The 11,961-nt window shown below is 75.2% G+C and carries 9 protein-coding genes; 6 read left to right on the forward strand and 3 right to left on the reverse strand.

Annotated features, from left to right (window positions below):
• Positions 1–12: 12 nt before the first annotated feature.
• Both ACI8AF_RS17265 and ACI8AF_RS17270 read right to left on the reverse strand, forming a co-directional pair.
• Positions 13–2,526 carry a putative bifunctional diguanylate cyclase/phosphodiesterase gene (locus ACI8AF_RS17265; protein ID WP_456540966.1) on the reverse strand — a complete coding sequence of 838 codons (2,514 nt, stop codon included), beginning with the start codon at positions 2,524–2,526 and terminating at the stop codon, positions 13–15.
• 591 nt (positions 2,527–3,117) lie between these two features.
• On the reverse strand, positions 3,118–4,122 hold the full coding sequence (locus ACI8AF_RS17270) for a hypothetical protein (protein WP_456540967.1): 1,005 nt from the start codon (positions 4,120–4,122) through the stop codon (positions 3,118–3,120).
• A 327-nt stretch (positions 4,123–4,449) separates the two neighbouring features.
• Here ACI8AF_RS17270 and ACI8AF_RS17275 point away from each other — a divergent pair, with 327 nt between their 5' ends.
• From ACI8AF_RS17275 to ACI8AF_RS17295, 5 genes are read left to right on the forward strand one after another with little or no spacing between them, the layout of a single operon-like run.
• Positions 4,450–5,322, forward strand: coding sequence for an FAD binding domain-containing protein (locus ACI8AF_RS17275; protein ID WP_456540968.1), 873 nt, complete (start codon positions 4,450–4,452; stop codon positions 5,320–5,322).
• Between the two features lie 2 nt (positions 5,323–5,324).
• Entirely contained in the window at positions 5,325–5,795 is a 471-nt protein-coding gene (locus tag ACI8AF_RS17280) for a (2Fe-2S)-binding protein (RefSeq protein WP_456540969.1), read from the forward strand.
• Positions 5,792–8,089 (forward strand): xanthine dehydrogenase subunit D, encoded by a 2,298-nt coding sequence (gene pucD / locus ACI8AF_RS17285; RefSeq protein WP_456540970.1) that lies wholly within the window; start codon positions 5,792–5,794, stop codon positions 8,087–8,089. Before ACI8AF_RS17280 ends, pucD begins: the two co-directional genes overlap by 4 nt.
• A gap of 23 nt (positions 8,090–8,112) precedes the next feature.
• Positions 8,113–9,135 carry a methylthioribose-1-phosphate isomerase gene (locus tag ACI8AF_RS17290; protein WP_456540971.1) on the forward strand — a complete coding sequence of 341 codons (1,023 nt, stop codon included), beginning with the start codon at positions 8,113–8,115 and terminating at the stop codon, positions 9,133–9,135.
• Positions 9,132–9,761 carry a class II aldolase/adducin family protein gene (locus tag ACI8AF_RS17295; RefSeq protein WP_456540972.1) on the forward strand — a complete coding sequence of 210 codons (630 nt, stop codon included), beginning with the start codon at positions 9,132–9,134 and terminating at the stop codon, positions 9,759–9,761. Before ACI8AF_RS17290 ends, ACI8AF_RS17295 begins: the two co-directional genes overlap by 4 nt.
• Before the next feature lie 44 nt (positions 9,762–9,805).
• Here ACI8AF_RS17295 and ACI8AF_RS17300 read toward each other — a convergent pair whose 3' ends face one another.
• A complete protein-coding gene (locus tag ACI8AF_RS17300; protein WP_456540973.1) occupies positions 9,806–10,654 on the reverse strand; it encodes a mycofactocin-coupled SDR family oxidoreductase in 849 nt (282 codons plus the stop codon).
• A 196-nt stretch (positions 10,655–10,850) separates the two neighbouring features.
• Between ACI8AF_RS17300 and ACI8AF_RS17305 the strand changes: the two genes are divergently transcribed.
• A complete protein-coding gene (locus ACI8AF_RS17305; RefSeq protein ID WP_456540974.1) occupies positions 10,851–11,822 on the forward strand; it encodes an AAA family ATPase in 972 nt (323 codons plus the stop codon).
• The last annotated feature ends 139 nt before the right edge of the window (positions 11,823–11,961 follow it).

Raw genomic sequence — 11,961 nt, forward strand, 5'->3', positions numbered from 1 at the left:
GGGGGCCCTGCCTCAGGTGCGGACGAACAGCCGCCGGTGGGTGGCGCCGGGCGCGGCGGACCGGACCCCGGTGCGGGCGAGCAGCCAGCTCTCCAGCCGCTCGTCCGGCAGCGGGCGGCTGACCAGGAAGCCCTGGAGCTTGTCGCAGCCCATCTCGGCGAGCAGGTTGCGGGTCAGCTCGTCCTCGACGCCCTCGGCGACGACCCGCAGGCCCAGGTTGTGCGCCAGCTCGATGATCGACCGGGCGATGAACGACTCACCCTGGCTGGTCGACATGCCCAGCACGAAGGACTTGTCGATCTTGACCTCGTCGATCGGCAGCTGGCGCAGCTGGGACAGCGACGAGTAGCCGGTGCCGAAGTCGTCCATCGACAGCCGCAGGCCGAGGGCGTGCAGGTCGGCCAGCACCGAGCTGTTGCGCACCGTGTCGTCGATGACGCTGCCCTCGGTGAGCTCGAGCGTGAGCAGCTCGCCGGGGACGCCGTGCCGGCGCAGCGCGCGCCGCACCCGGTCGACCAGGTCGGCCTCGGTGAGGCAGCGTGCGGAGAGGTTGACGGCGACCGACAGCGCGATGTCCTGGTCCAGCCACCGTCGGCAGCGCGCCAGCGCCAGGTCCAGCACGTGGTCGGTCAGCGGGCCGATCCGGCCGATCTGCTCGGCAAGGTGGATGAAGTCGTCGGGCGGGATGGCCCCGTAGCGGGGGTGCGCCCAGCGCACGAGCGTCTCGACCGAGACGATGTCCGACGTCCGGGCGTCGATGATCGGCTGGAAGACGACGGAGATGTGCCCGTCGGCCATGGCCTGCTCGATCTCGGTGCCCAGCTGCAGCCGGCGCAGGCTCTGCTGGTCCAGCACGGGGTGGTAGCTGGCGACCCCGCTGGACCCCGACGCGGCCAGCAGCGCGACGTCCGCCCGCTGCATGAGCGTGCCCGCGTCGGCGCCGTGCACGGGCGCGGCGGCCACGCCGATGCTGAGCGTGACCTCCAGGTCGAGGCCGGCCACGCGGGCGCGGGTGGAGGTCGCCTCGCGGAGCCGGCGGGCGGCCCGCTCGGTCGCGGCCAGGGAGAGCCCGGGCAGCAGGACGGCGAACTGGTCGCCCTCCATGCGCGCCAGCAGGGCCTGCGGCGGTGCGTGCTCGCGCAGCAGCCCGGCCGTGACCAGCAGCAGCTCGTCGCTGGCGGCGTGCCCGAGGGTGTCGGTGACCTCGGTGTAGTTGTCCAGCGCGGCGAGGATGAGCCCGGCGCGCGCGGCGACCGGGTCGGCGGCCAGCAGCGCGTCGATCTCGGCGGCCAGCCGCTGCCGGTTGGGCAGCCCGGTGAGCCGGTCGTGGTCGGCGTCGTAGCGGATCTGCGTCAGCAGCTGCTGCTGCCGGATCGCCGCGTTGACGTGGGTGAGCATGCTCTCCAGCGCGGCGCGGTCGCCCTCGCCGAAGTTCACGACGTCGCTGCGCCGGTCGCAGACCTCGAGGTAGCCCGGCTCCCCCGCGGCCGTGACGACGGCGGCGCCGATGAGGTCGGCGGCGCGCCGGCGGGCGAGCGCGGCGGCCTCCTGCGCGTCGGCGCGGGCGAGCGAGACGTGCACCGGGCCCTCGGCGCCGGCGTCCACGGCGCGCCGGCGGAACAGGTCGTCGGGGTCGCCGGGGCCGTCGTACCAGACGGCGCCGTCCTCGGCGGCCACGACCAGGCGCGGCTCCTCGTCGAGGTACGGGGGCAGCCACAGCGCGACCCGCTCGGCGTTGAGCAGGTCGCGGACGGCGAGCACGATCTGCCGGGCGCCGTCCTCGTCCGCCGGGATCTGCTCGACCCGGCGCGCGAACTCGTAGACGCGCTCGAGCCGGTCGCCCTCGCGGGTCACCTGCCCGAAGCGGCGGTAGAGCAGGGCGAGCGCGGCGACGATCGGCGCGAGCAGCGCCCACGCCCACAGGGTCTGGTCGACCAGCAGCAGCGCGCCCAGGCCGACGATGACCGACATCGGGCTGACGATGGCGATGGGGACGAACAGGCTGGTCCACAGGTCGCGCCCGGGATAGCCCTGGGTCGCGGTGATCGCCCCGGCGATGAACAGCGCGCCGACGACGTCGGTGAGCACCATCGCGGCCAGGTAGGACAGCCAGGTGACCGGCGACGTCAGGTCGTCGTGCGGCAGCAGGGAGAGGACGCCGACCGCGACGCCCACCTCGACGACCGCCACGGCGAGGTTGAAGGCCGTCTTCGCCAGCGAGTAGCGCCCGGCGACGAGCACGAGGGCCAGGGCGACGAGCCGGGCGACCACGGTCCACGCGCCGCCGACCTCCGCGAGCGCGACGACGAGGGCGACCTCGTTGGCCGACCAGCTGAAGGTCTGCTTGCGGAACTCGAAGTGGATCGGGACGGACTCGGTGGCCAGGAAGAGGAGGAACACGCCCAGCACGGCGAGGGCGCCGACCGGGCGGTACGTGGCCCCCAGCAGCACGATCAGCGCCGGCAGCCCGAACAGGCAGGCGACCGCGGTGGCGTTCCACGGGTTCCGCCGCACGGGGGCGCGCACGACAGCGCGCTGCTCAGGCTCGGCCAACGGGACCCGTTTCTGGGGAGGGGAAGAATCGCGCCGAGGCTAACAGCGGAGATGGCCGGCGCCAGGGCTTGCACACCCGAAGGGGGCAGGCGGTCCGAGACCGCCTGCCCCCTTCGGTGAACTGCTGTCGGTGCGGGCTCAGCCCCAGCGACCGGTACGGCCCCAACGGCCGGTACGACCCCAGCGGCCGGTGCGCTGCTGCGTGCTGCTCATGACGCCTCCTCAGGCATGAACGACTGCTTTGGTGCGGCAGTCACCCACGCGCGGGGGCAGAGCGTCGTTCGGTACGGACCGCGCCGGTGACATTGCTTCCCGTCACCCGTCCGAGCAAGCACCGCTGATCACGTCCGTGTGACGCACAGTCGCGTCGTCACGTTGCGTGATCGAAGACAGACGACACGTCACCGATTCGGGGGACGCAGGGGCTGGTGGGGCGCGAGAGGCGCGGCTTCCGGGCACCGCTACCCGCCCCGGCGCGCCACACACGTGCGGAAAGACACCGGTGGAACTCGCGACAGAGCACGAAGTCCCTGGCCGGCCGCGCACGGCCCGCGGCCACGGCCCTCAGCGGCCGCCGCGGCGGCCGTCCTCGACGAGATCCCGGAGCCCGTCGGCTGGCGTGGGCAGCTGCTCCCACGGCAGCGCCTCGTCCGGGCGCGGCAGCTCGGGCACGCCCAGGATCCGGCCGGTGCGGTCGAAGCCGTCCAGGGCCCGTTCGCGGGCCTCCGCGGCGGCGTCCCCGGGGCCCGGTCCGGCCGCGGCACCGGCCGCCTGCTCCCGGTCGACGACCAGGCCCTCGTCCGGAGGCACCTCCCACGACCCGTCCGCGTCCACCGCCTCGGCGGCCAGCCCCTCGAGCTGCTGGACCACCTCCGAGGCCACCCGCCCGACCGGGGTCCGGTCGAGGAACTCGGTGAGGATCGTGGTGGGCAGGCCCACCGTGATCTCCCAGGTGATCCGGCGGTCCACCGCCGCGGTCATCACCTCGACGGCGTCGAGGGCGTGGTCCAGCCGCTGCCCGTACTCGCGGGTGGCGAGGAACGCGCCGACGACCGCCGCGCCCGCGGCCCCCTCCCCCGCTGCCCTCTGCCCGACCGCCGCGGCCACGCCCGCCGCGGCGTCCTCGTCGACGGTGAGGTAGCCGAGGCCCCGGAGCGACTCGTCCTCGACGCTGGTGAGCGGCCCGCCCGCCGCGGCGGCGGCCAGCAGGGAGGTGACGACGTCGACCTGCGCGCCGAGCGCCGCACCGAGCGCCGGGGCGAGCACGGCGGCCGTCGTCCGGTCCACCGTCCACATACCCGGCTCGGCCGGGGACAGACCGCTCCCCAGCGCCGCCAGCCCGGCGGCGACCGCGGCACCGCCCTCCGGACCGGGGGCGGCCGCGGCCGCGCCGACCACGTCCGCCAGCGCGCCGCCGTCCGGCCAGTGCCGTGCGAGCAGGGCCGACCAGGCGTCCCGCTCGGCGAGCAGCACCGCGGCGGCGGCCGGGTCCGCCGAGCCGGCCACCCGGTCGAGCAGCAGCGGGACGACGTCGGGCGCGCCGGCGCCCAGCCGCGACGCCGTCGTCACCCCCTGCCGGGGGGGGGGGGGGGGGGGGGGGGGGGGGGGGGGGGGGGGGGGGGGGGGGGGGGGGGGGGCGCGGGGGGGGGGGGGGGCCGCCCCCGCCCCGCCCCCCCCCCCCCCCCCCCCCCCCCCCCCCCCCCCCCCCCCCCCCCCCCCCCCCCCCCCCCCCCCCCCCCCCCCCCCCCCCCCCCCCCCCCCCCCCCCCCCCCCCCCGTCACGCGTTCGGTGCATCCCTGCCGTCGGATGGCGGACGGCGGGTCGTGGCGCCTTGCCAGTTCCCCGACCGGGGGGTTCCCTTCGAGGACCACCCACGGGCCGATGGCGAGGAGAGCCATGGACTTCCTGCAACCGACGACGTGGGCCGAGGCCCTGGCGCTGCGGGCCGAGCGGCCCGACGCGCTGCCGATCGCCGGGGGCACCGACGTCATGGTCGAGCTGAACTTCGACCGGCGCCGGCCGGGAGCCCTGCTCGACCTCGGCCGGGTGGCCGAGCTGCGGGAGTGGTCGACCGACGGCGCGCGGGTGCGGCTCGGCGCCGGGGTGACCTACGCGCGGGTGATCTCCGAGCTCGGCGGGCAGCTGCCCGGGCTGGCCATGGCGTCGCGGACGGTGGGCTCGCCGCAGATCCGCATGCGCGGCACCGTGGGCGGCAACCTGGGCGCGGCCTCCCCGGCCGGCGACTCGCACCCGCCGCTGCTGGCCGCCGACGCCGTGGTCGAGGTGGCCTCGGCCGCCCGCGGCACCCGCGAGGTGCCGGCCGCGGAGTTCTACACCGGCGTGAAGCGCAACGCGCTGGAGGCCGACGAGCTGATCGCCGCGGTGCTGGTGCCTCTCGCCGCCGGTCCGCAGCAGTTCTCGAAGATCGGCACCCGCAACGCGATGGTCATCGCGGTGACGGCGTTCGCGCTGGCGCTGCACCCCGACCGGCACGCCGTGGGCACCGGCATCGGCTCGGCCGCGCCGACCCCCCGGCGGGCCGTCGGGGCCGAGCAGTTCCTCGCCGGTGAGCTCGACGCCGCCGGCCTGTGGGAGTCGCGCGGGCCGCTGCCGGAGTCGCTGCCCCGCGCGTTCGGCGAGCGCGTCGCCGCGGCGGCCGCCCCCATCGACGACGTCCGCGGCAGCGCGGCCTACCGGCGGCACGCGCTGTCGGTGATGGCCCGGCGCACCGCCACCTGGGCGTGGGACCAGTACCGAGAGGCGGCCTGAGCATGCGCGTCACCACCACCGTCAACGGCACCGAGCAGACCGTCGACGACGTCTGGCCCGGCGAGAGCCTGCTCTACGTGCTGCGCGAGCGGCTCGGCCTGCCCGGCTCCAAGAACGCCTGCGAGCAGGGTGAGTGCGGCTCCTGCACCGTCTACCTCGACGGCGAGCCGGTGTGCGCGTGCCTGGTCGCGGCCGGCCAGGCCATCGGCCGGGACGTCGTCACCGTCGAGGGGCTGGCGTCGGAGGAGGGCCTGCACCCGGTCCAGGAGGCGTTCGTCGAGGCCGGCGCCGTCCAGTGCGGGTTCTGCACGCCCGGGCTCGTCGTCGCCGCGCACGACCTGCTGGCACGGGTGCCGCAGCCCGACGACCTGGAGATCCGCGAGGCCCTGGCCGGCAACCTGTGCCGCTGCACCGGCTACGAGAAGATCCTCGACGCCGTGCGGCTCGCCGCGCGGAAGCAGGTGCAGCCGTGACCGAGACGCGCACCCGCCCCGCGCCGCCGACCACCACCACCGGCCGGATCGGCGACAGCCCGCTCCGCCCGGACGGCACGCTCAAGGTCACCGGGGAGTTCGCCTACGCCAGCGACCTGTGGCACGACGACATGGTCTGGGGCGTCACGCTGCGCAGCCCGCACCCGCACGCGCGGATCAGGGGCATCGACGTCACCGAGGCGCTGACGGTGCCGGGGGTCTCCGCCGTCCTCACCGCCGACGACGTCCCGGGCCAGAACGCATACGGCCTCGAGCACGCCGACTCCCCGGTGCTCGCCGCCGACGTCGTCCGCTACGAGGGCGAGCCGGTGGCGCTCGTCGCTGCCGACCACCCGGAGACCGCGCGCCGCGCGGCCCGCCGGATCCGGGTCGACTACGAGCCGCTGCCGGCGGTCACCGATCCCCGGCGGGCCCTGGACGACGACGCCCCGCTGGTCAACCCGGCCGGCAACCTGGTGCGGCACCTGACGCTGCGCCGCGGCGACCCGGAGGCCACCGCGCCGGTCGTGGTGTCGCTGGACTTCGAGGTCGGCATGCAGGACCAGGCCTTCCTCGGCCCCGAGTCGGGGCTGGCCGTGCCGGGGGAGGACGGCGGCGTCGACCTCTACGTCGCCACCCAGTGGCTGCACGTCGACCAGCGGCAGATGTGCACGGCGCTGGCGCTGCCGCCCGAGAAGGTGCGGCTGACCCTGGCCGGGGTCGGCGGCGCCTTCGGCGGCCGCGAGGACCTGTCGGTGCACATCCACGCCTGCATGCTCGCGCTGCGCACGGGCCGGCCGGTGAAGATGGTCTACGGCCGGGAGGAGTCCTTCTACGGCCACGTGCACCGCCACCCCGCCTGGCTGCACTACGAGTTCGGCGCCGAGCGCGACGGCACGCTGGTCTACGCCAGGTCCGACGTCCTGCTCGACGGCGGCGCCTACGCGTCCTCGACGCCGGCCGTGGTCGGCAACGCCGGCACGCTGGGCCTGGGGCCCTACCGCATCCCGAACGTGTCGGTCGACGCCCGCGGCGTCTTCACGCACAACCCGCCGTGCGGCGCGATGCGCGGGTTCGGCTGCGTGCAGGCGGCGTTCGCGCACGAGGCGCTGATGGACGAGCTCGCCGACGTCCTCGGGATGGACCCGGTCGAGATCCGGCAGAAGAACGGCATGCGCGAGGGCGACCGCAACATCACCGGTCAGGTCATCGACTCGGCCGCGCCGGTCGCGGAGCTGCTGCAGAAGGTGAAGGACATGCCGCTCCCGCCCGAGCCGGAGGGGGAGCGGGACCTGCTCACCCTGCCCGGCGCGGTCGGCAACACCACGCACGGCGAGGGGGTGCGCCGCGGCGTCGGCTACTCGGTGACCTACAAGAACATCGGCTTCTCCGAGGGCTTCGACGACTACTCGACCGCCCGGGTGCGGCTGCAGGTGACCGGCGGCGAGGCGGTGGCCACCGTGCACACCGCGGCCGCCGAGGTCGGCCAGGGGCTGGTCACCGTGCAGCAGCAGATCTGCCGCACCGAGCTGGGGGTGGAGCGGGTCGTCGTCGTCCCGGCCGACACCGGGGTGGGCTCGGCCGGCTCCACGTCGGCATCGCGGCAGACCTACGTGACCGGCGGCGCGGTCAAGGCCGCGTGCGAGGCGGTGCGGGCGCGCGTGCTGCAGCGCGCGGCGACCGCGCTCGACCTGCCGGTCGGGTCGCTGGCGCTCGACGGCGAGAAGGTCGTCGGCGTCTCCGGGGAGGTGCTGACCGGGCTGGCCGAGGTCCTCGGCGAGGACGCGGTCGAGGAGACCGTCGAGTGGCGGCACCGGCCCACCCACGCGATCGACCCCGAGACCGGGCAGGGCGACGCGCACGTGCAGTTCGCGTTCTCCGCGCACCGGGCGGTGGTCGACGTCGACACCGAGCTCGGCCTGGTCAAGGTGGTGGCGCTGGACACCGCGCAGGACGTCGGCAAGGCGCTCAACCCCGACGCCGTGATCGGCCAGATCCAGGGCGGCAGCACCCAGGGCATGGGGCTGGCGCTCATGGAGGAGGTCGTCGTCGCCGACGGGCACGTGCGCAACCCGTCGTTCACCGACTACCTGATCCCGACCATCCTCGACACCCCGCCGATGCGCATCGAGGTGCTCGAGTACGCCGACCCGCACGCGCCCTACGGCGTGCGCGGGGTGGGCGAGCCGCCGACCATCTCGTCGGGCCCAGCGGTGGCGGCGGCCGTGCGGGCGGCGACGGGGAAGAAGCTGCGCCGGGTGCCGATCCGCCCGGAGCACATCACGGAGACCTGAGTTCCGCCGATGATCATCGTCATGTGGTCGCCCCCGCCGGCGCGTCGACCAGCCACGCGCCGATGATCAACGCCGACGTGCCCGTGCCGACGCTGGTCGGGCAGAGCGTGGTGGTGGAGGCGGACGCCGTCCGCATCCTCGACCGACGCGTGTTCCCGTTCGAGCGGGTGTGGGTGACCTGCCGCAGCGTCGAGGACGTGGCGAAGGCGATCGAGGACATGGTCACGCAGAGCCTCGGCCCGCCGTTCGCCGCCGCCGGCGGGATGGTGCTGGCCGCCCGCAGCGGCCGGCTCGAGGCCGTCCGCGAGGCCGCGCGGCGGCTGGTCGCCACCAGGCCGACGAACAACGGCATCCGGGACGTCGTCGCCGAGCTGCTCGCGGTCGCCGAGGCCGGTGGGGACGTCGAGCGCGCGGCCGCCGCGCTGGCCGACCGCGCCCGCGCCGGCTACCGGGCGCTCGGCGAGCACGCCGCGGCGCTGGTCCCCGACGGCGCCACCGTGCTCACCCACTGCTGGGCCGACGCCTACCTGACCGAGACGGTCGCCGCGGTGCTGCGCGCCGGGAAGCGGATCGACGCGGTGTGCACCGAGACGCGCCCCTACCTGCAGGGCGCCCGCCTGACCGCGGAGAGCCTGGCCGAGATGGGCGTGCCCACCCGCCTGGTCACCGACGGCATGCCCGCCCACCTGCTGAGCCGCGGGGAGGTCACCGTCTTCATGAGCGGCGCCGACCGGGTGACGATGGACGGCGCCGTCGTCAACAAGATCGGCACCCTGTCCATCGCGGTCGCGGCGCACGCCTTCGGGGTGCCGTTCGTCGCGCTGGTGCAGGCGCCGGACCGGCAGGCGCCCACCGCCGCCGACGTCGAGCTGGAGGACCGCGACGGCGACGAGGTGCTGCACACCCTCGGCCGCCGCACCGCCTCGCACCGGGTGACCGGCGTCTACCCGGCCTTCGACGTCACGCCGCCGCGGCTCGTCAGCGCCGTCGTCACCGACCGCGGGCGGTTCGCGCCGATCGACGTCGCCTCCTACTGGTCGGCATGAGGACGGCGACCACCCGCGCCGAGGCGGTCGAGCAGCTGGTCGAGGTCGGCCGCCTCGCCGTGGAACGCGGCCTGGTGCTGGCCAGCGGCGGCAACCTCTCCGCGCGGCTGCCGGGGGAGACCGAGTTCGTGGTGACCGCGGCCGGCACGTGGCTGGACCGGCTGACCCCCGGCGACTTCAGCGTGGTCACCCTGGACGGCGAGGTCGTCGGCGGGGCGGCGCGGCCGTCGAGCGAGTGGAAGCTGCACCAGCGCACCTACCTGGCGCGGCCCGACGTCGGTGCCGTCGTCCACCTGCACCCGCAGCACACCGTGCTGGTCGACGCGCTCGGCCACCGCATCCGGCTGCTCACCCTCGACCACGCCGTCTACGTCCGCTCGTTCGGCACCGTGCCGTTCCACCCCAACGGCTCCGACGCGCTGGCCGACGCCGCCGCCGAGCAGGCCCGGACCCACGACTGCGTCGTCCTCGCCCACCACGGCTGCTCGGCGCTGGGCCCGGACGTCGGGACGGCGTTCCGCCGCGCGCTCAACCTGGAGGAGGCGGCGACCGCGACCTACCGGATGCTGCTCCTCGGCGACACCACCACCGCCTTCCCCGCCGACGCCGACCCGCGGCACGCCTGACACCGGCCGGCGGCCCGGGGGACCCGGCCCGCGCACGGGCCGGGTCAGACCTCGTGCGGCATCTTGTACGGCAGGGTGCCGCCGGCGTCGACCAGCATCGTCGTCCCGGTGATGTACCGGGCCTCGTCCGAGGCGAGGAAAAGGACGGCGTTGCTGATGTCGACCGCCTCCACCCACGGGATCGGCAGCGCGTTCAGCCCCTTCAGCGCCGGCATCGCCTGCTCCTCGCTGGCGTCCGGCATCCCGGTGAACAACTCGTAGGTCGTCGGGTTCTGCACCATGGGCGTCGCCACGGCCGTGGGGTGGACGGTGTTCACCCGGATCATGTGCGGCGCCAGCTCGATGGCGAACACCCGCATCAGCCCGACCACACCGTGCTTGGCGGCGGCGTAGTGGGCGATGTTCGCGATGCCGGTGACCCCGGCGGTCGAGCTGGTCAGGATGATCGAGCCCCCCTGCCCGCGCTCCAGTATCGAGGGCAGCGCCGCCTTGATCGTCTTCCACACGCCGGTGAGGTTGATGTCGATCGTGGCCTGCCAGACCTCGTCGGTCATCTCGTGGCCGGGCGCGAAGGTCGCGATGCCGGCGTTGGCGCAGACGATGTCGACGTGGCCGAACTCCGAGATCCCCTCGTCGACGGCCGCCTGCAGCGCCGGGAGATCGCGGACGTCGGCCTGCCGGGCGACGATCCGGCGGTCGAGGTCCTCCACCTGCTTGACCGTCTCGGCGAGGTCGGCCTCGGTCGCCCCGGCGTAGCCCACGGTCTCGACGTCCTGGCAGATGTCGACGGCGATGATGTCGGCGCCCTCCTGCGCCAGACGGACGGCGTGCGACCGCCCCTGACCGCGGGCGGCGCCGGTGATGAACGCGACCTTGCCCTCGACTCGTCCCATGTCGCTCCCCTTCGTCTCGATCCGGGCCTCCACCCTGAGGTCCCGGACCGACCGTGGCCCCGGCCCTACATCGGGTCAAGACCGGGCCGTGCCGTCCCGCCGGCGCGCTGTTGTGAGCCGTGGCGGGCGCGGGTAGACAGGGCGCGATCGTCCCGTTCGCCCGCACCGGGAGGCGGTCCTGAGCACCGACGCCCCGTTGTCCGATCCCGCGCTCGCCGGCAGCCGGGTCGTGCACGACGAGGGGGCGTCCGTCCGCGAGGTCCGGGCCCGCGTCGCCGCTCACCTGGTCGGCCGGGAGCGGGAGCTCGACCTGCTGCTGGCGGCCGTCGCAGCGGGCCGCGACGTGCTCCTCGAGGGCCCGCCCGGGACGTCGAAGTCGACGCTCCTGCGCGCCATCACCGCCGAGTGGGGGATCCCGCTGCTGTTCGTGGAGGGCAACGCCGACCTGACGCCGTCCCGGCTGGTGGGGCACCACAACCCGGCGCGCGTGCTGCGCGAGGACTACTCGGAGGACAACTTCGTCGCAGGCCCGCTCGTCGAGGCCATGCGCACCGGTGGCTTCCTCTACGTCGAGGAGTTCAACCGTGCGCCGGAGGACACCCTCAACACGCTGCTCACGGCCATGGCGGAGCGGCAGATCGCCGTGCCGCGGGTCGGCACGGTCGAGGCGCTGCCCACCTTTCGCCTCATCGCATCGATGAACCCCTACGACAACGTCGGGACGACCCGGCTGTCGACGTCGGTGCACGACCGGCTGTGCCGCCTGTCGGTCGACTACCAGGACGCCGAGGCCGAGCGCGGCATCGTCGGCCGGCGCACCGGCATCGGGTCGGCACGGCTGGTGGCCGACGCGGTGGCGCTGACCCGGGCGACCCGGGAGCGCGAGGACGTGCAGCAGGGCAGCAGCGTGCGTGGCGCGATCGACGTCGCGCTCATCGCCGCGCAGCTGGCCACGATGCGCAGCGTCGCCCTCCCGGACGACCCGTCGATCGACCCGCCGCGCGGGCTGCCCGAGGAGTACACCGCCCTGGTCCTCGACGCGGTGCTGGTGGCGCTGTCCGGGCGGATCCACCTCGACGAGACCATCGAGGAGACACCGGAGGACGTGCTGCGGCAGGTCTGGGGGGACCACTTCCTGCTGAACCCGGCGGCCGCGCAGCCGGGTTGAAGGGAGATCGCGGCCGACTCGCCGCTGCGCCGGGACCGCCCCGGGCGCCCGGCGCGCTCCCGGACGCTCCGGCCGCTGCGCCGAAAGCCCAAACAGCTCACCGAGGAGCCCTCGCTCTACGCCACGGACGTCCGGGGTC

Source organism: Blastococcus sp. SYSU D00669 (genome assembly GCF_054050715.1).

Coding starts and splice junctions, on each gene's coding strand:
- ACI8AF_RS17275 (WP_456540968.1), top strand. CDS start 4,450: ATGGACTTCCTGCAACCGACGACGTGGGCCGAGGCCCTGGCGCTGCGG.
- ACI8AF_RS17295 (WP_456540972.1), top strand. CDS start 9,132: ATGAGGACGGCGACCACCCGCGCCGAGGCGGTCGAGCAGCTGGTCGAG.
- ACI8AF_RS17280 (WP_456540969.1), top strand. CDS start 5,325: ATGCGCGTCACCACCACCGTCAACGGCACCGAGCAGACCGTCGACGAC.
- ACI8AF_RS17300 (WP_456540973.1), bottom strand. CDS start 10,654: ATGGGACGAGTCGAGGGCAAGGTCGCGTTCATCACCGGCGCCGCCCGC.